General features: G+C 71.2%; 20 protein-coding genes. 5 read left to right on the forward strand and 15 right to left on the reverse strand.

Features of this window, described 5'->3' with window-relative positions:
- Positions 1-19: 19 nt before the first annotated feature.
- The 12 genes from ACFWM2_RS28450 to ACFWM2_RS28505 all read right to left on the reverse strand — a co-directional run bounded on the left by ACFWM2_RS28450 (position 20) and on the right by ACFWM2_RS28505 (position 12,737).
- The gene (locus ACFWM2_RS28450; RefSeq protein ID WP_383285848.1) at positions 20-1,135 is read right to left on the reverse strand and encodes an aliphatic sulfonate ABC transporter substrate-binding protein; all 1,116 of its coding nucleotides are present in this window, start codon (positions 1,133-1,135) and stop codon (positions 20-22) included.
- A gap of 232 nt (positions 1,136-1,367) precedes the next feature.
- Positions 1,368-2,723, reverse strand: coding sequence for a sulfate adenylyltransferase subunit 1 (locus ACFWM2_RS28455; RefSeq protein WP_383285850.1), 1,356 nt, complete (start codon positions 2,721-2,723; stop codon positions 1,368-1,370).
- Between the two features lie 2 nt (positions 2,724-2,725).
- On the reverse strand, positions 2,726-3,661 hold the full coding sequence (cysD, locus tag ACFWM2_RS28460; protein WP_383285852.1) for a sulfate adenylyltransferase subunit CysD: 936 nt from the start codon (positions 3,659-3,661) through the stop codon (positions 2,726-2,728).
- Positions 3,658-4,275, reverse strand: a complete 618-nt coding sequence (gene cysC / locus ACFWM2_RS28465) for an adenylyl-sulfate kinase (RefSeq protein WP_383285854.1) — start codon at positions 4,273-4,275, stop codon at positions 3,658-3,660. Before cysC ends, cysD begins: the two co-directional genes overlap by 4 nt.
- The gene (locus ACFWM2_RS28470) at positions 4,272-5,015 is read right to left on the reverse strand and encodes a phosphoadenylyl-sulfate reductase (protein WP_383285856.1); all 744 of its coding nucleotides are present in this window, start codon (positions 5,013-5,015) and stop codon (positions 4,272-4,274) included. The genes cysC and ACFWM2_RS28470 overlap by 4 nt, the downstream gene beginning before the upstream one ends.
- Positions 5,012-5,191 carry a hypothetical protein gene (locus ACFWM2_RS28475; protein WP_383285858.1) on the reverse strand — a complete coding sequence of 60 codons (180 nt, stop codon included), beginning with the start codon at positions 5,189-5,191 and terminating at the stop codon, positions 5,012-5,014. The genes ACFWM2_RS28470 and ACFWM2_RS28475 overlap by 4 nt, the downstream gene beginning before the upstream one ends.
- Complete coding sequence (locus ACFWM2_RS28480) at positions 5,188-6,879, reverse strand: nitrite/sulfite reductase (protein ID WP_383285860.1); 1,692 nt, start codon at positions 6,877-6,879, stop codon at positions 5,188-5,190. The genes ACFWM2_RS28475 and ACFWM2_RS28480 overlap by 4 nt, the downstream gene beginning before the upstream one ends.
- A gap of 133 nt (positions 6,880-7,012) precedes the next feature.
- Positions 7,013-7,096 carry a putative leader peptide gene (locus tag ACFWM2_RS28485; RefSeq protein WP_316944184.1) on the reverse strand — a complete coding sequence of 28 codons (84 nt, stop codon included), beginning with the start codon at positions 7,094-7,096 and terminating at the stop codon, positions 7,013-7,015.
- A 128-nt stretch (positions 7,097-7,224) separates the two neighbouring features.
- Positions 7,225-7,797 carry a GNAT family N-acetyltransferase gene (locus tag ACFWM2_RS28490; RefSeq protein WP_383285862.1) on the reverse strand — a complete coding sequence of 191 codons (573 nt, stop codon included), beginning with the start codon at positions 7,795-7,797 and terminating at the stop codon, positions 7,225-7,227.
- Positions 7,798-7,861: 64 nt separating this feature from the next.
- Positions 7,862-9,265, reverse strand: a complete 1,404-nt coding sequence (locus ACFWM2_RS28495) for a hypothetical protein (RefSeq protein WP_383285864.1) — start codon at positions 9,263-9,265, stop codon at positions 7,862-7,864.
- Positions 9,266-9,495: 230 nt separating this feature from the next.
- Positions 9,496-10,818, reverse strand: coding sequence for a GAF domain-containing protein (locus ACFWM2_RS28500; RefSeq protein ID WP_383285866.1), 1,323 nt, complete (start codon positions 10,816-10,818; stop codon positions 9,496-9,498).
- Between the two features lie 284 nt (positions 10,819-11,102).
- Positions 11,103-12,737 (reverse strand): acyl-CoA dehydrogenase family protein, encoded by a 1,635-nt coding sequence (locus ACFWM2_RS28505; protein ID WP_383285868.1) that lies wholly within the window; start codon positions 12,735-12,737, stop codon positions 11,103-11,105.
- A 17-nt stretch (positions 12,738-12,754) separates the two neighbouring features.
- Here ACFWM2_RS28505 and ACFWM2_RS28510 point away from each other — a divergent pair, with 17 nt between their 5' ends.
- Positions 12,755-13,927: a YihY/virulence factor BrkB family protein gene (locus ACFWM2_RS28510; protein WP_383285870.1), complete on the forward strand. Its 1,173-nt coding sequence runs from the start codon at positions 12,755-12,757 to the stop codon at positions 13,925-13,927.
- Positions 13,928-13,957: 30 nt separating this feature from the next.
- Here the strand turns inward: ACFWM2_RS28510 and ACFWM2_RS28515 are convergent, their stop codons facing one another.
- On the reverse strand, positions 13,958-14,800 hold the full coding sequence (locus tag ACFWM2_RS28515; protein WP_383285872.1) for an NAD(P)H-binding protein: 843 nt from the start codon (positions 14,798-14,800) through the stop codon (positions 13,958-13,960).
- 103 nt (positions 14,801-14,903) lie between these two features.
- On the opposite strand from ACFWM2_RS28515, the gene ACFWM2_RS28520 reads away from it, so the two are divergent.
- A complete protein-coding gene (locus tag ACFWM2_RS28520) occupies positions 14,904-15,839 on the forward strand; it encodes an AraC family transcriptional regulator (RefSeq protein WP_383285874.1) in 936 nt (311 codons plus the stop codon).
- A gap of 10 nt (positions 15,840-15,849) precedes the next feature.
- Entirely contained in the window at positions 15,850-16,584 is a 735-nt protein-coding gene (locus ACFWM2_RS28525; RefSeq protein WP_383285876.1) for a helix-turn-helix domain-containing protein, read from the forward strand.
- Positions 16,585-16,628: 44 nt separating this feature from the next.
- Here the strand turns inward: ACFWM2_RS28525 and ACFWM2_RS28530 are convergent, their stop codons facing one another.
- Complete coding sequence (locus ACFWM2_RS28530; protein ID WP_383285878.1) at positions 16,629-17,033, reverse strand: VOC family protein; 405 nt, start codon at positions 17,031-17,033, stop codon at positions 16,629-16,631.
- Between the two features lie 136 nt (positions 17,034-17,169).
- Between ACFWM2_RS28530 and ACFWM2_RS28535 the strand changes: the two genes are divergently transcribed.
- Positions 17,170-17,829 carry a ThuA domain-containing protein gene (locus ACFWM2_RS28535; RefSeq protein WP_383285880.1) on the forward strand — a complete coding sequence of 220 codons (660 nt, stop codon included), beginning with the start codon at positions 17,170-17,172 and terminating at the stop codon, positions 17,827-17,829.
- Here the strand turns inward: ACFWM2_RS28535 and ACFWM2_RS28540 are convergent.
- Positions 17,821-19,695: a sulfatase gene (locus tag ACFWM2_RS28540; RefSeq protein ID WP_383285882.1), complete on the reverse strand. Its 1,875-nt coding sequence runs from the start codon at positions 19,693-19,695 to the stop codon at positions 17,821-17,823. The two genes, ACFWM2_RS28535 and ACFWM2_RS28540, sit on opposite strands and share 9 nt — an antisense overlap.
- Before the next feature lie 329 nt (positions 19,696-20,024).
- On the opposite strand from ACFWM2_RS28540, the gene ACFWM2_RS28545 reads away from it, so the two are divergent.
- Positions 20,025-21,878 (forward strand): carboxylesterase/lipase family protein, encoded by a 1,854-nt coding sequence (locus ACFWM2_RS28545; RefSeq protein WP_383285884.1) that lies wholly within the window; start codon positions 20,025-20,027, stop codon positions 21,876-21,878.
- Positions 21,879-21,918: the final 40 nt, after the last annotated feature.

A 21,918-nucleotide genomic window follows, 5' to 3' on the forward strand; every position in this document is an offset into this window, starting at 1 on the left:
AACGTGTCTGTGGACGGACTTACTTGACGCCGAGACCGGCGTCGTCGACCGCGCTCTCGCCCTGGGCCTTGAGGACCTTGTTCAGGAGCGTGAGGTCGTAGATCCCGTTCAGATCGGGCTTCTCCAGGAGGCCGGCCCTGACCGCGTGATCGGCCTCGGTGTTGAGGGTGGAGGCCAGCGGGTCATTGGTGATCTGGATCGACTTCCAGGCCGGGTCGAGGACCTCGGCCGGGAGTGCCTTGCCGGAGTCGGCCTTCAGCTGGGCGTTCGCCGCGGCCTTCGCCTTGTCCGGGTTGGCGGTGATCCACGCGTTGGTCTTCACCGAGCCGTTCAGCACGGCCTCGACGACCTTCGGGTGCTCCTTCAGGAACTTCTGCGACACGATGATGTTCGTGATCACGAACTTCTTGTCGGGCCACAGCGACGACTCGTCGAGCAGCACCTTGCCGCCCTCGGCGACCAGCTTGGACGCGGTCGGCTCCGGCACCCAGGCGCCGTCGATGGAGCCGGACTTGTAGGCGTCCGGGGTGATCTTGTTGTCCGTGCGGACGACCGAGACATCGCCCTTGCCGCTCTGCGCGTCGACCTTCCAGCCCTGGTCGGCGATCCAGTTGAGGAACGCGACGTCCTGCGTGTTGCCGAGCTGCGGGGTCGCGATCTTCTTGCCCTTGACGTCCTTCAGGGACTTGATCTTCTTCGGGTTGACCACGAGCTTCACACCGCCGGCCGCCGAACCGCCGATGATGCGCAGGTTCTTGCCGTTGGACTTGGTGTAGCCGTTGATCGACGGCGAGGGGCCGATCCAGCCGATGTCGATCGAGCCCGAGTTCAGGGCCTCGATCTCGGAGGGGCCGGCGTTGAACGTGGAGTACTTCGCCTTGGTGGCACCCAGTTCCTTCTGGAACAGGCCCTCCTGGCGGCCCACGAGCGCGGTGGCGTGGGTGAGGTTGCCGAAGTAGCCGATCTTCACGGTGTCGAGACCGTCGATCTTCTTGGCACCGGCGGCGACGTTCTCCTTCGAGGAGGAGTCGTCCTTGGAGTCGGAGCCGTAGCTGCAGGCGGCGAGCGCGAGCAGGGGAAGTGCCACGGCGGCGGCAATGCCGCGACGAACAAGCACTGAGCGGTAGGCAGGCACGGGAGGTGTTCCTCTCGTTGGCCCGGCGGGTCACGGTCTCTCAGGTCGTGGCCGGGAGGTCGGCAGGTCTTCGTCCTGTCCGGGACGACGGGTGGGGGGACGGGGCGCGCAGGCAGTGCGCGTACGTCAGCGCGCACATCGCGCCACTCCGCCCTGCCCGCTGCCGAGGGCGCCGCTGCCGACGCGGCCGCCCTCCTTCGCGAACGTGGAGTAGAAGTCGGTGGAGGTCATGTCAGAAGTCCCACCCGTCGTCGTCGCCCTCGTCCTTGACCGGCTCCGGCGCGGCGAAGGACTCGCCGACCATGCCCGCGGTCAGCGTGGTGCCGTCCGCCGGGTCGATCAGGATGAACGAGCCGGTACGGCGGGAGTCGGCGTACGAGTCGAGCGGCAGCGGCTCGGCGGTACGGATCTTGACCCGGCCGATGTCGTTGGCGACCAGCAGACCCGGGTGCGGGTGCAGCGAGAGGTCGTCGAGGGTCAGCCGGGACGGAATGTCCTTGACGATCGCCTTGACCGTGCGGGTGCCGTGCTTGAGCAGCACCCGGTGGCCGATGGTGAGCGGCTGGTCGGCGACATGGCAGACGGTCGCCTCCACGTCCTGGGTGGTCGCCGGAGCGTCCTTGCTCGGCACGATCAGATCGCCGCGCGAGATGTCGATGTCGTCCTCCAGCAGGAGGGTGACCGACTGCGGGGTCCAGGCGACGTCGACCCGCTTGCCGAGCAGGTCGATCCCGGCCAGCCGCGTGGTGCGGCCGGACGGCAGGACGGTCACGCTCTCGCCGACGCGGAACGTGCCGGCCGCGATCTGGCCCGCGTAACCGCGGTAGTCGGGGTGCTCGGCGGTCTGCGGGCGGATCACGTACTGCACGGGCAGCCGTGCGTGGCAGTGGGCCAGGTCGTGGCTGACCGGCACGGTCTCCAGGTGCTCCAGGACCGTCGGACCGCCGTACCAGTCCATGTTCGCGGACGGCTCCACCACGTTGTCGCCGGTGAGCGCCGAGATCGGGATCGCGGTGATCTCGGGGACGCCCAGCTCGGACGCGTACGCCGTGAACTCCTCGGCTATCGCGGCGAACACGGACTCCTTGTACTCGACGAGGTCCATCTTGTTGACGGCGAGGACGACGTGGGGGACGCGGAGGAGGGCGGCGACGGCGGCGTGGCGGCGGGTCTGTTCGATGACGCCGTTGCGGGCGTCGACCAGGACGACGGCGAGGTCGGCGGTGGAGGCGCCGGTCACCATGTTGCGGGTGTACTGCACGTGGCCGGGGGTGTCGGCGAGGATGAAGCGGCGGCGTGCGGTGGCGAAGTAGCGGTAGGCGACGTCGATGGTGATGCCCTGTTCGCGTTCGGCGCGCAGGCCGTCGGTGAGCAGGGCGAGGTCGGGTGCCTCCTGGCCGCGGCTGTGCGAGACGCGCTGGACGGCCTCCAGCTGGTCGGTGAGGACCGACTTGGAGTCGTGCAGCAGCCGGCCGACCAGCGTGGACTTGCCGTCGTCGACGGAGCCCGCGGTCGCGAAGCGCAGCAGGGTCGTCGCCGACAACTGCTCGACCGACAGCGGCTGCGTGGGTTCGGTGGTGCTGGTCATGACTAGAAGTACCCCTCGCGCTTGCGGTCTTCCATCGCGGCCTCGGACATCTTGTCGTCGGCGCGGGTCGCGCCCCGCTCGGTGAGCCGGGAGGCGGCGATCTCGGCGATCACGGCGTCCAGCGTGGTGGCGTCGGAGTCGACGGCACCGGTGCAGGACATGTCACCGACGGTCCGGTAGCGGACGAGCCGCTTCTCGACCGTCTCGCCGCCCTTCGGGCCACCCCATTCGCCGGCGGTCAGCCACATGCCGGCCCGCTGGAAGACCTCACGCTCGTGCGCGAAGTAGATCTCGGGCAGCTCGATCTCCTCGCGGGCGATGTACTGCCAGACGTCCAGCTCGGTCCAGTTGCTGAGCGGGAAGACGCGGACGTGCTCGCCGGGCGCGTGGCGGCCGTTGTAGAGCTGCCACAGCTCGGGGCGCTGACGGCGCGGGTCCCACTGCGAGAACTCGTCGCGCAGCGAGAAGACCCGCTCCTTCGCCCGCGCCTTCTCCTCGTCCCGGCGACCGCCGCCGAAGACCGCGTCGAAACGCTCGGCCTGGATCTTCTCCGTCAACGGCACCGTCTGCAACGGGTTGCGGGTGCCGTCCGGGCGCTCCTTGAGGACACCGCGGTCGATGTAGTCCTGCACGGAGGCCACATGGAGCCGGAGTCCATGTGCGGCGACCACACGGTCGCGGTACTCGAGGACCTCGGGGAAGTTGTGTCCCGTGTCGACGTGCAGCAGCGAGAACGGGATCGCCGCGGGGGCGAACGCCTTCAGCGCCAGATGCAGCATGACGATGGAGTCCTTGCCACCGGAGAACAGGATCACCGGCCGCTCGAACTCCCCCGCGACCTCGCGGAAGATGTGCACCGCCTCGGACTCCAGGGCGTCCAGGTGGCTCAGCGCGTACGGGCTGCCCGTCTCTTCGGTGACACCGGCGACGGTCGTCATGCGAGGCCCCTCTCGGTGAGCAGCTGGTGCAGCGCGGCCGCGGACTCCGGCACGGTCTGGGTGTGGGACTCGATGCGCAGATCGGGCGCCACCGGCTCCTCGTACGGGTCGTCGACACCGGTGAGCCCGGATATCTCGCCCGCCGCCTGCTTGGCGTACAGCCCCTTCACATCGCGCACGGAGCACACCTCGACCGGCGTCGCGACATGCACCTCCAGGTACGCCGCGCCGCTGGCCTGATGCCGCTTGCGCACCGCCTCGCGGCTGTCCGCGTACGGCGCGATCACCGGTACCAGCGCCTTGACGCCGTTGCGGGCGAGCAGGTCGGCGAGGAAGCCGATGCGCTGCACGTTCGTGTGGCGGTCCTCGCGGGAGAAGCCGAGACCCGACGAGAGGAACTCGCGGATCTCGTCGCCGTCGAGCACCTCGACGCGGTGGCCCTCCTCGCGCAGCCGGCCGGCCAGCTCGTACGCGATCGTGGTCTTGCCGGCGCTCGGCAGACCCGTGAGCCAGACGGTGGCTCCGGTCGTCACTTGCTTCTCCTGGGAGTTCTCGGAGTTTTCGGAGTGCTCTGCGGACTCCGCGTTCTCGGTGTGCTGCGTCGACGTCGTCATCCGTGCAGCCCGCACTCGGTCTTGGAGCTGCCCGACCAGCGGCCGGCTCGTGCGTCCTCGCCCTCGGCCACCCGTCGGGTGCAGGGCGCGCAGCCCACCGAGGGATAGCCGTCCATCAGCAGGGGGTTGGTGAGCACCCCGTGCTCGGCCACGTACGCGTCCACGTCGTCCTGCGTCCAGCGGGCGATCGGCGAGACCTTGACCTTGCGGCGCTTCTCGTCCCAGCCGACCACCGGGGTGTTCGCCCGGGTCGGGGACTCGTCGCGGCGCAGCCCGGTCGCCCATGCCTCGTACGCGGTCAGGCCCTGCTCCAGCGGCTGGACCTTGCGCAGCTTGCAGCACAGATCGGGGTCGCGGTCGTGCAGCTTCGCGCCGTACTCCGCGTCCTGCTCGGCCACCGTCTGCCGCGGGGTGAGCGTGATGACGTTGACGTCCATCACGGCCTCCACCGCGTCGCGGGTGCCGATGGTCTCGGGGAAGTGGTAGCCGGTGTCGAGGAACACGACGTCCACACCGGGGAGCGCCCGGGAGGCGAGGTGGGCCACCACCGCGTCCTCCATCGAGGAGGTCACACAGAACTTCCCGCCGAACGTGTCCGCCGCCCACTGGAGGATCTCCAGGGCGGAGGCGTCCTCCAGGTCCCGGCCGGCCTGCTCCGCGAGCGCCTTGAGCTGCGCGGCGCGCGCCGCCTCGGGGTCCGTCTCCGTGTCCGTCCGGGCGTCTGCCTGAACAGTCGTCATGTCTCGTCCCCTCCAAGGTCGTTGTGCTGAAGGCCCCGGGCCAGCAGCCCGAGGAACTTCAACTGGAAGGCTCGATTGCACGCCGCGCATTCCCAGGCGCCGTGACCCTGCTCGCTGGGACGCAGGTCCTCGTCGCCGCAGTAGGGGCAGTAGAAGGGGGCCGCACGCTCGCTCATGACAGCGCCTCCTCGGAGGCGCGCGCCGCCCAGGTGGCGAAGCGCTCGCCGTCCTCGCGCTCCGCCTGGAAGCGCTTGAGGACCCGCTCGACGTAGTCGGGCAGCTCGTCCGAAGTGACCTTCAGACCACGGACCTTGCGGCCGAACCCGGCCTCCAGACCGAGTGCGCCGCCCAGGTGCACCTGGAAGCCCTCGACCTGGTTGCCCTGGTCGTCGAGGACCAGCTGACCCTTGAGACCGATGTCCGCGACCTGGATACGGGCGCAGGCGTTGGGGCAGCCGTTGACGTTGATGGTGACCGGCTCGTCGAACTCGGGGATGCGGCGCTCGAGTTCGTCGATCAGGGAGGCACCCCGCGCCTTGGTCTCGACGATGGCCAGCTTGCAGTACTCGATGCCCGTGCAGGCCATCGTGCCGCGCCGGAAGGACGAGGGCTTGACCCTGAGGTCGAGCGCCTCCAGGCCCTCCACCAGCGAGGCGACCTGGTCCTCCGCCACGTCGAGCACGATCATCTTCTGCTCGACGGTGGTGCGCAGCCGGCCCGAGCCGTGGGCCGCGGCCACCTCGGCGATCTTCGTGAGCGTGGTGCCGTCCACGCGGCCGACGCGCGGCGCGAAACCGACGTAGAAGCGGCCGTCCTTCTGCCGGTGCACACCGACGTGGTCGCGCCAGCGGGCGACCGGCTCGGCCGGCGCCGGGCCGTCGACCAGCTTCCGCTCGAGGTATTCGTCCTCCAGGATCTGGCGGAACTTCTCGATGCCCCAGTCGGCGACCAGGAACTTCAGCCGGGCACGGGTGCGCAGCCGCCGGTAGCCGTAGTCGCGGAAGATGGAGATGACGCCCTCCCAGGCGTCCGCGACCTCGTCCAGCGGAACCCAGGCGCCCAGGCGCTGGCCGATCTTCGGGTTGGTGGAGAGACCGCCGCCGACCCAGAGGTCGAAGCCGGGGCCGTGCTCCGGGTGGTGCACGCCGACGAAGGCGATGTCGTTGATCTCGTGGGCCACGTCGAGGAGCGGGGATCCCGAGATCGCCGTCTTGAACTTGCGCGGCAGGTTGGAGAAGGCCTTGTCGCCGATGAAACGGCGGTGGATCTCGTCGATGGCCGGGGTGCCGTCGATGATCTCGTCCTCAGCGATGCCGGCGACCGGCGAGCCGAGGATGGTGCGGGGCGTGTCACCGCAGGCCTCGGTCGTCGACAGCCCGACGGCTTCGAGACGGTTCCAGATCTCCGGGACGTCCTCGATGCGGATCCAGTGCAGCTGGATGTTCTGCCGGTCGGTGATGTCGGCGCTGCCGCGCGCGAACTCCTGCGAGATCTCCCCGATGACCTGCAGCTGTTCGGTCGTCAGCCGGCCGCCGTCGATCCGTACCCGCAGCATGAAGAACTTGTCGTCCAGCTCCTCCGGCTCCAGGATCGCGGTCTTGCCGCCGTCGATCCCGGGCTTGCGCTGGGTGTACAGACCCCACCAGCGCATCCGGCCGCGCAGGTCATTGGGGTCGATCGAGTCGAAACCCCGCTTGGAGTAGATCGTCTCAATACGTGTCCGCACGTTGAGACCGTCGTCGTCCTTCTTGAACTGTTCGTTGCCGTTGAGCGGGGTGAAGTGACCCACGGCCCACTGACCCTCACCGCGGTGACGGCTCACCTTGCGGCGGGGCGCGGCGGGATTCTGCGGGGTGGCGGCCATGGCTGATACGTCCTTCGGGACTACGGGACAGGCAGGAGAGCGGCTCTGACCTGCACATACGGGCGCATACAAAAGTATGGGCGCGTCATTGCGCGGGGCTCATGCAAGGGGGATCTCGGCGGCGCTGTGCTGTTCAGCTCGCCGGACAGATGGCGCTGGACATGCGGCAGAGATCGACGTGTCGCCGACTCACCAAGGCAATTCCAGTTCCAGACATGACGGAAGCGTGTCACGGGGATCTCGGGGGAGTCCACCATCGTCCGCAATGTGGACACCCTGGTCCCGAATGGCGAGACGAGGGTGTTGTCGGTCACAAGGCCGGACCCGAATCCGGGTCATCGCAGGTCAGACGGCCTGCGCTCCCGGCCAGGGGCCGGGTGGGGCCACCTCCGGCTCCTGCTCCACCTTGGTGTCGAAGAGCTGGAATCCGCGCCGCAGGTAGTTGTCCATCGCGTGCTCGCCGTCCTTGGTGCATGTGTGCAGCCAGACCCGCTTGGTCTCGGCCCGGCCCGGCCAGCGCCCGGCCAGGTCCCACGCCCGCGCGACCCCGTACGAGAGCAGGTGGCCGCCGATCCGCCGGCCCCGGAACGCGGGGATCAGCCCGAAGTAGACGATCTCCACGACCCCGTCGTCCTGCGGCTCCAGCTCGACGTACCCCGCCGGCGTGCCCCTGTCGTAGGCGACCCAGGTCTCCACGCCGGGCCGGTCCAGGGCCTCCCGCCACTGCGCGTAGGTCCAGCGGAGCCGGTCGGTCCAGCGGATGTCCCCGCCGACCGACGCGTACAGGAAGCGGCTGAACTCCGGCGAGGGGACCTCGGAGCGGACGATCCGGACGTCCCCGTCGGGCGCGGGCGCGGGCAGCAGGTCGGTCGGGGCCGTCTGCTCCAAGGACCAGGTGGTCACAGTGACGTTGCTCATGCGGGCCAGGGAACCACGGTGCCGGGGCCGCCTCCAAACGACGGCCTCCGGGCCCCGGATGCCGCTACTCCAGCGCGTCGTCGACCGAGGACAGCGGGACCGCGTACAGCACCCGCTCGGGGATCGCGTCGGGCTCCCACTGGTTGTCCTTGTTCGCCGCCCACTCGGTGAGTGTCCACAGCTCACCCGTCTCCGCCCAGTACGACATGGACTCGGTGTGCTGGCCCCAGCAGGCGTACGACTGGTCGGCGGTGCACTTGGCGGCCTCGGTGCCGTCGGTGTTCTGCCGCCACAGGGTGCCGTGCTTGCCGCGGCTGCCCGGGGCGTAGTCGACGTACCAGTCGGCCTTGTCCGCGCCGCTCCGCTTGTGGGAGATCACGCCCTGGAGCCCGACGGCCTTGGTCTCGTACGCCTCGTCGGCGTTGACGTTGTCGCTGGAGTTGCTGCCGAGCAGGCCGGTGCGGTCGCTCGCGGTGCTGTAGTAGTAACGCCAGACGCGGGCCGGCTCGGTGCCGCCGGAGCTGAACCACTCGCCCGCGACCAGGCTGTCCGGCGTCGAGGTGCGGTCCAGCGAGATGGACCCGAAGCAGGGAACGGCGTTGTCGTTGCCCGCCGTACAGGCGCCGCCGGTCAGGTCGTACGAGCCGATGGCGGGCAGCACGTACTGATAGCCGTGGGCCGAGTAGCCGCCGCTGACCTTGCCGACCGCGTCGCTGTTCACGTTCGCCTGCAGGATGCGGTGCATGTCGAAGACGAAGAGGGCGTTGTTGTGGTCGGCGCCGTTCTGCGCGGTGACGATCAGCTTGTCCTGGTACCAGACCATGCCGCCGATGTGGGAGCGGACGGCGCCGAAGTCCGCGCCCCCGCTCAGCGGGGCGACCAGCAGGACCCAGCGGTACTTGAGGTTGCCGGGGTCGTTCGCGTCGATGAAGGCGATCCGGGCCAGGCCCTTGTCGTCCGCCGGCTCGCCCGCCTTGTGGTCGTTGTGCGTCCAGCCGGAGAGGATGACCCGGTCCTCGCCCCACTTGCCGTCGTTGTCCGCGTCGCCGGAGGTGGTGACGGACTGCGGCAGCCACTTCTGGGTCGTGGCGTCCCCGCTGTCCCAGCAGTACGCGCGCGAGGCGGTCGGTTCCACGGGCAGCGCGGCGGCTTCGGTGCCGGAGCAGGCGGACTTGTTCCGCATCGGGTGGTTGGCGTTCTGCAGTACGCCGTGGACGCCGACGTTGCCGCCCATGTTGCCGGTGAGTGCGGTGAGGCTGCTCGGGCTGACCAGGTTCTCGTGGAGCTGGAGCTTGCCGATCTCGGCGGAGGAGGCGAGCTGTACCAGCTTCCCCGGGTCGTCGCCGCCCGCGGCCTGCGACGTACTGATCAGCGTGGCGGCGGCGGTGAGCCCGAGCGCCGTGCCGGTCAGCACGGCCCGCAACGCCTGCCCCCTGCGCTTGCGACGGTGCCTGCCGCGGTACGTCATACGTCCTCCCGAGGACCAACTGCCCCTCATGATCCAGACGTTGAGCGAGGAGCGGGTGGGGTGGCCCGTGCGAGGGATGCTACGGCAGAGAGGGCACGGGAAGGTCGAAGACGCCGGAATTGGGGCAGCCCAGGCCCCGACCGGCCCTGCCCGGACGGACTCCCCGACCCCACCGTCCGACCTCGCTTCCCGGAGTCACGGCCGCGCCCCCGGCCGAGCCGCGCCCCAATTCACCCCAGGTCTGCCGACGCCTCCGCACCCCGGAGCCACTCCGCGCGCTCCTTCAGGACGGCCGGAGCCGTCGAGTGCGGCAACAGGTCGGCCGGGTGGTCGGGGAGCACGATGTCGACCTCCACCGCGTCGCGGAAGCGGTACGGGCGGTGATCGAGAAGGCCCATGAGACGCCGGCGCAGCCGGGACAGCTCGGCGCGGACGGTCACCGTGCGCGTGGGGTCGCCGAAGAGGTCGACGGCGAGCTGGGCGGCGGTGCGGCCCTGCCGGTGCACGGCCAGCACGTACAGCAGCTCCGCGTGGCGCGGGCTCAGGTCCTGGGTCCAGCTGCCCGCCGCCCCGGCAACGGTGGCGCGCGGCCGGCGGGGCTCGCTCAGGTCCAGCACCGCACGGCTCGCGCTGTCGGAACTGTCGGAGCTGTCGGCCTCCGTGATCCGCAGCAGCCAGCCGCCGGGCATCGGCTCCGCCACGCAGGTCCCGAGCGAGGGCAGCCAGACCCGGCCGGCCCCGAGCGAGTCGGGCAGCGACACCCGGTCGACCGGCGGCATTCCGGTGACCGCCGCGAGCCAGCCGTGGACGTCCACCACCAGCGCCCTGCCGCCCAGCCGGCACAGCAGGGGCGCGGCCACCGCCCGCAGCCGCTCGATGGCCGCCAGATGCCGGTTGCGCAGCTCGCTCTCGGCGAGCCGGGACACCGAGTCGACCAGGGCGAGGGTGGCCGGATGGAAGCTGCTCTCCGGCCCGCTCACGTCGATGACGCCCAGCAGTCGTCCGTCCCGCGGGTCGTGCACCGGGGCGGCGGCACAGGTCCAGTTGTGCAGGGTGCGGAGAAAATGTTCGGCCGAGTGCACCTGGACGGGGGCGCCGGCGGTCAGCGCGGTCCCGATCGCGTTGGTGCCCGTCGCGTCCTCGCTCCAGGCGGCGCCCTCCTCCAGGCAGATGGTGTCGGCCCGGCGCAGCACGCCCGCGTGGCCCTCGCGCCACAGCACCCGCCCCTCCGGGTCCGTGACCACCATGATCTGGAGCGACGCGTCGGCGACCGACCCGAGCCCCCCGCTGAGCAGCGGCATCACCTCGGCGAGCGCGGTCGAGGTGCGGCGGTGCTCGAGCTCGTCGGTCGGCAACAGGACGCTGTCGGTGCCCTGTTCGGGGGAGACGCCGAAACGTTTCGCTCGACGCCAGGACTCGCCGATGACCGGCCGCGGTACCACCGCCGACCGCCCGCCCGTGAGCGCCGCGGCCCACGTCTGTTCCAGGCGCCGGGCCGTGACGGACGGGTCCAGCGGGGCGAAACGAGCCGGGTTGAACGATGTGATCTTCACAGAGCACTCTCCAAACACCGGTGCCGCGTACGAGCTGTGACGTCGTCGTCTCTCATCGTGCCTGCTCTCGGCTCGGAGCGCCGGTGGTTCGGCGAGGAATGCAACGGTCTGCAACTCTCGCCAACGGCTGCCGGGTTCATTGAAACTGACACGACGCCGCCCGTGCGGCGTCCGCGCTCCCGAATGGGGCCGGTGCGCGGGGGTGGTGCCGTGTCGGCGCAGCACCACCCCCGTTTCGCAGACAGCCGCGGGACCCCTCCGGCTCACCGTGGCTGAACCGCCGGTCAGCTCACCGGCCGGGCCCGTTCCACCACCGACGCCAGATCGAGGCTGTGCGGAAGCGTGCCGAAGGCCGAACCCCAGTCACCGCCCAGGCGCGAGGCACAGAACGCGTCGGCGACCTCCGGGGGCGCGTAGCGCACCAGCAGCGAGCCCTGGAGCACCAGCGCGACGCGCTCCACGAGCCGGCGCGCGCGGCCCTCGACGCCGTCCAGATCGGCGAGTTCGGTCAGCAGGTTCTTGATCGCCCCGTCCAGCCGGTGATCGGCGCCCCGGGCCAGCCCCACCTCCCGCAGATACGCGTCCAGCGCCCCCGGCTCCCGCTGGAGCGCGCGCAGGACGTCGAGCGCCTGCACATTGCCCGCGCCCTCCCAGATGGAGTTCAGCGGCGACTCGCGCAGCAGCCGGGGCATGCCGGACTCCTCGACGTACCCGTTGCCGCCCAGGCACTCCAGCGCCTCGACCGCCACCGGCGTACACCGCTTGGTCACCCAGTACTTGGCGGCCGGCACCGCCAGCCGCAGGAACGCCCGCTCCTGCTCGCTGCCGTCGTCGTACGCGGCCGCCAGCCGCAGCGCGAGCGTCGTCGCCGCCTCCGACTCCAGGGCCAGGTCCGCCAGTACGTTCCGCATCAGCGGCTTGTCGATCAGCGTGCCGCCGAACGCCTCGCGGTACGTGCTGTGATGGATGGCCTGCGCGACGGACTGCCGCATCAGCGAGGCCGAACCGAGCACACAGTCCAGCCGGGTCGCCGCGACCATCTCGATGATGGTGCGCACCCCGCGCCCCTCGTCCCCGACCCGGCGCGCCCAGGTCCCGTCGAACTCCACCTCGCTCGACGCGTTCGACCGGTTGCCGAGCTTGTCCTTGAGCCGCTGGATGCGGAATACGTTGCGCGTGCCGTCCGCCAGGACGCGCGGCACGAGAAAGCACGTGAGACCCTCCGGTGCCTGCGCCAGCACCAGGAAACCGTCCGACATCGGCGCCGAGCAGAACCACTTGTGGCCCGTCAGCTCGTACGTCCCGTCCTCGGCGAGGGGCCGGGCGGACGTCGTATTGGCCCGTACGTCACTGCCGCCCTGCTTCTCCGTCATGCCCATCCCGAAGAGCACACCGGCCTTCTGGGAGGCGGGCCGCAGCCCTTCGTCGTAGACGGTGGACGTCAGCCGCGGCTCCCACTCGGCGGCCAGCGCCGGGTCCGTGCGCAGGGCCGGCACCGCCGCGTGGGTCATCGACAGCGGGCAGCCGTTGCCCGCCTCGACCTGCGTCCAGACCACGAAACCGGCGGCGCGCCGGACATGCCCGCCGGGACGCGTCCAGGCCGCGGTCAGACCGGCCGAGACGCCCTTGCCGAGCAGCCGGTGCCAGGACGGATGGAACTCGACCTCGTCGACCCGGTTGCCGTAGCGGTCGTGGGTGCGCAGCTTGGGCGGGTTCTCGTTGGCCAGCACCCCCCACTCCTGCACCTGCGCGGAACCGGCCGACCGTCCGAGCCCCGACAGCTCGTCGCGGGCCTCGTCGAGAAGTGGTGGTTCGAGATGCCGTTCGACCGCCTCCACGAGGGCCCGGTCGGCGGCAAAGACGTCATATGCGACCAGGGGCGGAGCCTGGTTGGTCACGGTGTGGGTGCTGGCTGCCATACGGATACGGTAAGGACGTGCACCAGGCAAAAGAAACACCTGAACGGCCTCCCTCGGGCCGTCTTCACCGCGCCAAAGCGCTGTACCGGAACGTGTCGAAGCGCAGGACCGCCTGGCTGCTGCTCAAGGACACCGTCAACTCGTGCATGGAGTACCGGATCCTGGGACTGGCGGCGGAGGCGGCGTTCTTCACGCTGCTCTCCGTGCCGCCGCTGCTGCTGAGCATGATCGGACTGCTCGGCTATGTGGACGACTGGACCGGTGCCGACACCATCGCGAGCCTGGAGAACAACCTCCTGGAGGCGTCCCGCACGGTCCTGTCCGACAAGGGTGTCGCCCAGATCGCCCAGCCGATCCTCGACGACGTGATGAAGGGCGGCCGCCCCGACGTCATCTCCCTCGGCTTTCTGTTCGCCCTGTGGTCGGGCTCCCGCGCGGTGAACGTCTTCATCGACACCATCACCGTCATGTACGGCCTCGACGGCACCCGCGGGATCGTGAAGACCCGGGTGATGTCGTTCCTGCTCTTCGTCGTGGCGCTGCTGATCGGCTCGGTCGCGCTGCCGCTGATGGTGGCAGGCCCGGACGCGGTGGTGAAGATCGTGCCGTGGTCGACGACCGTCGTGCAGGTCCTGTACTGGCCCGTCGTCATCGTCCTGTCCATCGTCTTCCTGACGACGCTCTACCACGTGTCCGTGCCGGTCCGCTCGCCCTGGATCGAGGACGTGCCGGGCGCTCTGGTGGCCCTCGCCATGTGGGTGCTCGGCAGCTTCCTGCTCCGCATCTACCTGACCAGCACCGTCGAGGGCCCGACGATCTACGGATCGCTCGCCGCGCCGGTCGCCGTGCTGCTGTGGATCGGTGTGTCCGCCTTCGCGGTGCTGGTCGGTGCCGCCGTCAACGCCGCCATCGACCGGGTCTGGCCGGCCGCCGCCACGGCCGCCGCCCGTGCCGCCAACGAGCGGCTGCGCGAGGCCCAGGTCGCCGAGTACATCGCCCGCGCCTCCGCGGCCCGCTCGACCGATCCCGACCCGGACCCGGGCGACCCGGACATGCCCTCCGAGTTCCCCGAGCGCTGGTCGCGCTTCCTGCCCCCGGAGGACGTGACGTCCCGGCTGCGGACGCACGCCAAGAACACCCACCACCAGCACCCGCACCAGCGCGGGGACGAACCGCCTCCGGGACACTGACCCGCCGAGCATCCCGCCGCGGCCGCCCGGCTACACCTTCCAGACCCCCGCCGCCGCGTTCTCCCGCACGAAGTCCGAGAACTCGCGCGGCGCGCGGCCCAGGATCTGCTGGACACCGTCGGAGAGATAGGCGTTGCGCCCGTCGAGCAGGCTCTCGAAGAGCTCGACGAGGAACTCGGACTCCTCGGCCGGCACCCCGAACCCGGCCAGCGTGTCCCCGTACTGACGGGCCGTCACCGGCGTGTACGTCACCTTGCCGCCCGTCGCCTCCGCGATCTCGGCGACCGCCGCACGGAAGGTCAGCAGACGCGCCCCGGAGACGGCGAGTTCCTGCCCGACGTACCGGTCGCCCGCCGTCAGCGCGGCCACCACGACATCCGCGATGTCCCGCACGTCGATGAACGGCTCCGCCACCTCGCCGGCCGGGAACACCAGCTCCCCATGGCGCAGCCCCTGCACGAGCGGGCCCTCGCTGAAGTTCTGCGCGAACCACGAGGACCGGACGATCGTCCAGTCGGCGCCCGACGTCCTGAGCGCCTCCTCGGTCGGCCGGGCCCGCTCCTCACCGCGCGACGACAGCAGCACCAGCCGCCGCACGCCGAGTGCGACCGCCTCCCGGGCGAGGGCGCCGACCGCTTCGACGGCTGACGGGGAACCGACGTCCGAGGGGTGCACGAGATAGGCCGCGTCGGCGCCCCGCAGCGTGTCCGCCCACGTCGCCCGGTCGTCCCAGTCGAAGCCCTGCGCGCGGGACGCGGCCCGCACCGTGAGACCCGCCGCCCGCGCGGCCTGAACGACCCGGCTGCCGGTGCGCCCCGAGGCCCCTGTCACCAGCACCGTCATGTCCGGTGTACGTGCCGTGTTCTGTGTCATGCGACCAGTCAACTGCCGTGCCCCGACAGGGACCATCGCTGAACGGCTCATTCCCATAAGCGGACGTCTACGACAGTTCCCCCGGGGCGTCTACGCTGGCGCCATGGACGCACTCGCAGGTCTGCTGGAAGGTCCACGCGCGCGTGGCGCCTTCATGATCCGCGCGTGCTTCGACCCGCCCTGGTGCGTGCGCGTCGAGGACCGCGCCCCGCTGACGATCATGCTGGTGGTCCGCGGCGAGGCCCGGATCATGCCGGACGGCGGGGAGCCGCTGGCGCTTCGGGCCGGGGACCTGGCCATCGCGCGCGGCCCGGGTCCGTACAGCTGCGGCGACGCGCCGGGGACCGCGCCGCAGGCGGTGATCCTGCCGGGCGGTGAGTGCACCTACCCCGACGGGCAGTCCCTCAAGGGCCACTGGGACCTCGGTGTGCGCAGCTGGGGCGACCGGCTCGACGGCTCCACGGTGCTGCTGATCGGGACGTACATGATGCAGGGGGAGGTCAGCGGACGGCTGCTGGACGCCCTGCCGCCGCTGCTGTCGCTGACGTCCGACGACTGGGAGTGCTCGCTGCTGCCGATCGTCGCCGAGGAGATCGTGCGGGACGAGCCCGGCCAGGAGGTGGTGCTCGACCGGCTGCTCGACCTGCTGGTCATCGCCGCGCTGCGGGCCTGGTTCTCGCGCCCCGACGCCGAGGCGCCCGCCTGGTACCAGGCGCTCGCGGACCCCGTCGTGGGCCGGGTGCTCCGGCTCGTCCAGGACGACCCGGCGCACCCCTGGTCGGTGGCCACGCTCGCCGCCAAGGCCGGGGTCTCACGGGCCGCGCTGGCCCGCCGCTTCAGCGAACTCGTGGGCGAGCCCCCGATGACGTATCTGACCGGCTGGCGGCTCGCGCTGGCCGCCGACCGGCTGCGGGACACCGAGGAGACCATCGGGGCGATCGCCCGCCAGGTCGGTTACGGCAGCTCGTTCGCGCTGTCCAGCGCCTTCAAGCGGGTCTACGGCGTCAGCCCGCAGGAGCATCGGACGCGGGCGGCGTAGCCTGACATACGTGGCTGTCGAGCGCTCCGCAGCGGCTCCGGGATACACGGAACGGGCCTCCCGGCTGGCCGGCGCGGTGGTCTGGTCCCGCCGGCCGTCCGGCGCCGGGACCACGCCCGTGCTGCCCGACGGCTGCATGGACCTTCTCTGGCACGAGGGACGGCTTCTCGTCGCCGGACCCGACACCCGCGCGTACGTCCCCGCAGGCGCGGACGGCCGCTGGGCGGGCGTGCGCTTCTTCCCCGGTACGGCACCCGCCCTCCTCGGCGTACCGGCGCACGAACTGCGCGACCTGCGCCCGGAGTTGGCGGACCTGTGGCCCGCCTCCGAGGTGCGGCGCCTGACCGCACGGGTCGACGCGGCGGCCGATCCCGTGACCGCGCTCGAAGACATCGCCCTGGAGCGGGCGGCCGGCGCACCGCCCGCCGATCCGCTGCTGAGGGCGCTCGTGGCGGCCCTGGACGCGGGCCGCCCGGTGGCCGTGACCGCCGGTGAACTGGGCCTCGGCGCACGCCAGTTGCACCGCCGTTCCCTCGCCGCGTTCGGCTACGGACCGAAGACGCTGGCCCGCGTCCTGCGGCTGCAACGCGCCCTCGCGCTCGCCCGCGGCGGGGTGTCCTTCGCCGACACCGCGACCAGGGCCGGATACGCGGATCAGGCCCATCTGGCGCGAGACGTAAGGGAGTTGGCGGGCATGCCGCTCCGGGAACTGCTCGGACGCGCTGATCCGAACGGCAGCCGCTAGGGCGTGCCAGGGGTCGCGGGGCAGACGGGACTTTGCGGACTGCCCTAGGGGGTGTCCGGCAGCGGGGCGAACAGGTCCACGCCGTTGCCGTCGGGGTCGTGGACGACCGCGTACCGCATCCCCCAGAACGCGTCCCACGGCTTGAGCTCGCCGTGGTGTCCCGCGCTGACCAGCTCCTCGTACACGGAGTCGACCTCGGACGGGTCGTCGCAGCGGAAAGCGAGCCCGATCCGGCCCCCGGCACGGGCCGGCGGCTGCCAGTCGGCGTGGAAGGACCGGATGGTCGCCTCGGTGTCGAGCGCCAGCCGGAGCCCGCCGGGCAGCTCCGCCTCGACATGCGGCTGGTCCTCGGAGCCCTCGGGGAAGACCAGACCGAGACGGCGGTAGAACGTGAGCGTGGCGGCCATGTCGGAGACGACGAGGCCGACCACATCGAATCGTGGAGTCATGCGGACACGGTAGGCAGGCCGCAGGCGCCGGGTCTTGAACGAATCGGACACCGGCGCGGTGCGGCCGCAACCGCCCGGGCGACGGGCTGATCCATCCGGCGCCCCGTACCCCGTACCCGACGCCTAGGCTCGGAGCATGGCCTTCAACGTCCTCGTGTACACCCGCACCACGGGCTACCGGCACGACTCCATCCCGGACGCGGTCGCCGCCGTGCGCTCCCTCGGGGCCGCGCACGGCTTCGGCGTTGACGCGAGCGAGGCCCCCGGTGTCTTCGAGGCGCCCCTCGACGCGTACGCGGCGGTCGTCTTCCTCTCCACCAGCGGGGAGGTGCTGACTCCGGAGGGGCGGACCCGCCTCACCGCGTACGTCGAGTCGGGCGGAGGTTTCGCCGGGGTGCACGCGGCGGCCTGCACCGAGTACGACTGGCCGTACTACGGCGAGCTGCTCGGGGCCCGGTTCGCCCGCCACCCCGACCACCAGCCGGGCAGGGCCGTCGTCGAGGACCGTGCGCACCCGGCGACCCGACACCTGCCGCCCGTCTGGGAGTTCACGGACGAGTGGTACGACTTCCGCAGCAGTCCACGGACTTCGGTCCACGTGCTCGCCTCCGCCGACGAATCCTCGTACACCGGAGGCGGGATGGGCGCGGACCACCCGCTCGTGTGGTGCCGGCGGCAGGGCACGGGCCGGGTCTTCTACACCGCGCTCGGACACGCCGCGGAGGCTTACGAGGACCCGGACTTCCGCGCCCATCTGCTCGGCGGGATCAATTGGGCGGCCGGCGTCTCACGATGACGGCGTCGAGCCGTACGCCGTCAGGAAGCGGTCGCGGAAGGAGCTCATCTTCCAGACCGGGGCGTCGTGCTTCGGCTGCAGTCCGTCCGTCCAGCCCCAGTCGGCGATCTTGTCCAGCACCTTCGGGTCGTGGGCGACGATCGCGCACGGCACATCGCGGCTGGCCTGGTTGCCGCTGACCTTGGCCATCGGCTGGTGGTCGCCGAGGAAGACCAGGACGGTGTTCTTGTTGCCGTACTTGACCACGTAGTTGATGAGGCTGTTCACCGAGTACTGGATGGACTTGCCGTACTCCTGCTTCACCTTGGTGGAGTCGTAGAAGACGTCCGCGGGCTTCTTGCCGGCCTTCTGGATGGCGTTGTAGACCGAGCCGTCGCCGACCTGGTCCTGGGGGATCGTCTTGGGGATCGGGGCCCAGGGCTGGTGGCTGGAGGTCAGGATGATCTCGGACATCAGCGGCTTGTCGTGCTTCTTGCCGTGCTCCAGGCGCTCGAACGCGGTCAGTGCGTACTGGTCGGGCATGGTCGACCAGCTGAACTTCGGTCCCTGGTAGCCGAGTTCGCGTGAGTCGTAGAGGTGGTCGAGGCCGTAGAACTTGGCCTCCGGCCAGTTCTTCTGCACGCCGGGCATGATGCCGACCGTGCGCCAGTCACCGGTCTTCTTGAAGGCGCTGGTCAGGGTCAGATGATCGCCCGCCGTGACCGTGCGGTAGCGCTGCTGGTTGTCGATCCACAGGCCCGACAGGAACGTGGAGTGGCCGAGCCAGCTGCTGCCGCCGTAGGTCGCGGAGGTGAGCCAGCCGCTCTTCGCCGAGTAGCCGGCCTTGCCGAGCTTCGCCGTCGCGGAGGTGAGCGTCGCGTCGACGCCCGGCGCCATGATCGGGTCCTCCACCGCGCTGCGGCCGTAGCTCTCGATGAAGGCGAAGATCATGTCCTTGCCCCGCAGCCCCGTCAGCAACTGGTCCGGCGGGGTGCTGCCGAAGGTGTCCGTCTTGGCCACCTTGGCGAACTCGGCCTCGTCGCGCAGGGTGGCCCGCACCCGCTTCGCCCGGTCCTGGACGGATGCGGCGGTGTGCTCGGAGGCGACCGGCACGCCGGAGTACTGGGCGCCGGTGGCCATGCAGAGCACCCAGACGGTCCCCATCGCCAGGATCGAGCGGGTCGCCACCGCGCTGTGCCCGGCCATCAGGTGGGCGAGCCGCACCACGGACAGCGTCATGAGGACGAGCACCGCGAGGACGAGGACCACGGCCAGGGCGGCGGCAGCAATAGCGCCCGTCGACCCGAGGGAGTCCTGGAGGTAGGACTGGGCGTCGCTGAACAGGGCCCAGTCGAGGACGACGTTGAACCCGCGTCCGAGGAATTCGTTGAAGCCCATGTCGAGGAGGTTCAGAACCGTCAGCGCGCCGAGGCTCACCCCGGCCAGCACCGCCACCACGAGCCGGGGCCTGCGCGGCAGGACGATCAGCACGGCCGCGCCGAAGACCGCTTCGACCGGTATGCGTACGAACTCGGCCGGCCGCAGGTTGGCCAGGTTGTTCGGCAGCAGCAGGGCGACGACCACGAAGGCGAGCGCCAGCGCGCTGGTGCCCCAGGCCACGGCGCGCGCCGGAACGGGGTACCTGGCGCGCCATCCCCGGCTGCCGGTACCCGGGTCCGCATCGACGGCCGCATCGGCACCCGTATCCGAGCCCGCACCAGCACCCGTATCCGTGCCCGTATCTGTGTCCGCGCCCTCGTCGGAGGCGGCGTCGGCGACGACCCGCGCCGTGGGGACCTCGGCACTCTCGTCCGCGGGCGCCGTCCCCTCGTGCCGCTTTGCCTTGTCCGGGTCAGGGGACCGCTGTGAGCGCGTGAAGAGAGACAACCCGACGTTCCTTCCGTGCAATGCCCGGTGATGGGCGGCGGACCGGGCTCAGCAGGCCCCGCCCTTACTCCGTACGGTCGGCCGGCGGGTTCTGTTCAATCACCGGGGCCACTCATAGGAAAGCCACTGTGACCAGGGGCGGGTCGTCACGGAGCGTCGTGCGGTCCGCGCCGGGAGACCGCCGTGCCGGCCGTTCGGGCTGCGGGTCGCGGGACTGATGTGATGCGGTGGCGGGGCAGCTCCGCGCACGGCCGCCCGGCGGTGAGGACAAGGACAGGGACGAAAGCGGGCAGCGGTAAGGATGAGGGCAGCGGTGAGGAGAGGGACGTATGGGACGCAGCGTCGATCCGTCCGAGGGCCCGGTGGTCACCACCCCGTACGGCGCCGTACGGGGCCGGTACGAGAAGGGTGTCGCCGTCTTCCGCGGCATCCCTTTCGCCGCGCCGCCGTTCGGCCCGCACCGCTTCCGCCCGCCGGTGCCGCCCGAGCGGTGGGACGGTGTGCGCGACGCGGGCACTTTCGGACCGACCCCGCCGAAGCCGCCGTACTCCGAGGCGTTCGCGCGGCTTCTGTCGGACCCGGTGGTGGCCGGTGACGACTGCCTCAACCTCAATGTGTGGACGCCTGATCCGGCGCCCGGTGCCCGGCTCCCGGTCATGGTGTGGGTCCACGGCGGGGCCCTGACCAGGGGCTCGTCCGCCGTCCCCGTCTACGACGGCAGCAGCTTCGCACGCGACGGCATCGTGCTGGTCTCCTTCAACTACCGCCTGGGCCTCGAGGGTTACGGCCTCTTCCCGGACGCGCCGCCGAATCTCGGGCTGCACGACCAGCTCGCCGCCCTGGAGTGGGTGCACGACGCGATCGCCGGATTCGGCGGCGACCCGGACCGGGTGACCGTCTTCGGCGAGTCCGCGGGCGCGATCAGCATCGGTGCGCTGCTGGCGAGCCCGCGCGCCGCGGGACTGTTCCGGCGGGCGGTGCTGCAGAGCGGGCCGCCGGAGGCCACGGAACGCGAGAAGGTACGGCGCCTGGTGCGACGGATGGCGACCCGGCTGAAGATCCCGGCGACCGCAGCCGCCTTCGCCGCCGTCGACCGTCCCCTGCTCGCGGAGGTCCAGGCCGAGGTCGGCCGCCGCGCCAGCCCCATCCTGGGCGGACCGGCCTTCGGCATCGTCGTCGACGGCGACCTGGTGCCGCGCGATCCGCTGGCGGCGCTGCTGGACGGCGCCGCCCGGGACATCGACCTGATGATGGGCTGGACCAGCGAGGAGTACCGGCTGTGGCTCGCGCCCACCGGGCTGGTCGAGCGCATCGACCGGCTCGGGCCGGTCGCCGTCGCCGGCGCGATGGCGCGCTGCCACTGCGGCCCCGACGTCCCCCGCGGGTACCGCGCCGCCCACCCCGACGCGGGCACCGCCGACCTGGTCGGCCAGCTGGTCACGGACCATCTCCTCCGCGTACCGCTGCACCGGCTAGCGGACGCCCGACTGCACCCGCTCTCCCCGGCGCACGACGCCTCCGGACCCCCGCCTGAGGATCTCGCGTACGGCGTCGACGGGCGGGGGCGCCCGGGCTCCGGGGTGTATCGCGTCGACGGGCGGGGGCGGCCGGGCTCCCGGGCGTACGGCGTCGACGGGCGGGGCTCCGCCGTCGGCTCCGATGGCACCGGGACCACGGGCAATGGCTTCCACGGCAATGGCTCTCACGGCAATGGCTCCCACGGGACTGGGGCTGACGGCGCCGGGACCCTGGGGCTCGCCGCCCCCTCGTACGTCTACGAGTTCGCCTGGCCCTCCAACGTCCCCGGCCTCGGCGCCTGTCACGCCCTGGAGCTGGGCTTCGTCTTCGACACGGCCGACGTCCCGGAGTCGACGACTCTCGCGGGGGGCGGCGCCCCGCAGGAACTCGCCGACGCGATGCACGGGGCGTGGGTGCGCTTCGCGGTGGACGGTGATCCGGGCTGGCCCGCCTGGGACGCGTCGCACCCCGTGCGCATCTTCGGTGCCGAGCCGGAGCTCCTGCACGGCCCCCGGGACCATGAAATGGCCCTGTGGCAGGCCGAGTACCGGCGACAGGAAGCGGCCCCCGCCTCGGCCCCGGCCAACGGTTCGCCCACCCGCACCGCGGCACCGCTCTCGGCGGTACGACGCCTGCGTCGCCCGGGAGGCGTCCGGCGTACGTGAAGAGTCCGCACGTAAGGAAGAGGACGCCGCGCGGTGTGAG

The sequence above is a fragment of the Streptomyces sp. NPDC058371 genome, from assembly GCF_042723265.1.
GTDB lineage: Bacteria > Actinomycetota > Actinomycetes > Streptomycetales > Streptomycetaceae > Streptomyces.

Coding starts and splice junctions, on each gene's coding strand:
- ACFWM2_RS28455 (WP_383285850.1), bottom strand. CDS start 2,723: ATGACCAGCACCACCGAACCCACGCAGCCGCTGTCGGTCGAGCAGTTG.
- cysD (WP_383285852.1), bottom strand. CDS start 3,661: ATGACGACCGTCGCCGGTGTCACCGAAGAGACGGGCAGCCCGTACGCG.
- cysC (WP_383285854.1), bottom strand. CDS start 4,275: ATGACGACGTCGACGCAGCACACCGAGAACGCGGAGTCCGCAGAGCAC.
- ACFWM2_RS28470 (WP_383285856.1), bottom strand. CDS start 5,015: ATGACGACTGTTCAGGCAGACGCCCGGACGGACACGGAGACGGACCCC.
- ACFWM2_RS28475 (WP_383285858.1), bottom strand. CDS start 5,191: ATGAGCGAGCGTGCGGCCCCCTTCTACTGCCCCTACTGCGGCGACGAG.
- ACFWM2_RS28480 (WP_383285860.1), bottom strand. CDS start 6,879: ATGGCCGCCACCCCGCAGAATCCCGCCGCGCCCCGCCGCAAGGTGAGC.
- ACFWM2_RS28485 (WP_316944184.1), bottom strand. CDS start 7,096: ATGTCTGGAACTGGAATTGCCTTGGTGAGTCGGCGACACGTCGATCTC.
- ACFWM2_RS28490 (WP_383285862.1), bottom strand. CDS start 7,797: ATGAGCAACGTCACTGTGACCACCTGGTCCTTGGAGCAGACGGCCCCG.
- ACFWM2_RS28495 (WP_383285864.1), bottom strand. CDS start 9,265: ATGACGTACCGCGGCAGGCACCGTCGCAAGCGCAGGGGGCAGGCGTTG.
- ACFWM2_RS28505 (WP_383285868.1), bottom strand. CDS start 12,737: ATGGCAGCCAGCACCCACACCGTGACCAACCAGGCTCCGCCCCTGGTC.
- ACFWM2_RS28515 (WP_383285872.1), bottom strand. CDS start 14,800: ATGACACAGAACACGGCACGTACACCGGACATGACGGTGCTGGTGACA.
- ACFWM2_RS28520 (WP_383285874.1), top strand. CDS start 14,904: ATGGACGCACTCGCAGGTCTGCTGGAAGGTCCACGCGCGCGTGGCGCC.
- ACFWM2_RS28530 (WP_383285878.1), bottom strand. CDS start 17,033: ATGACTCCACGATTCGATGTGGTCGGCCTCGTCGTCTCCGACATGGCC.
- ACFWM2_RS28535 (WP_383285880.1), top strand. CDS start 17,170: ATGGCCTTCAACGTCCTCGTGTACACCCGCACCACGGGCTACCGGCAC.
- ACFWM2_RS28545 (WP_383285884.1), top strand. CDS start 20,025: ATGGGACGCAGCGTCGATCCGTCCGAGGGCCCGGTGGTCACCACCCCG.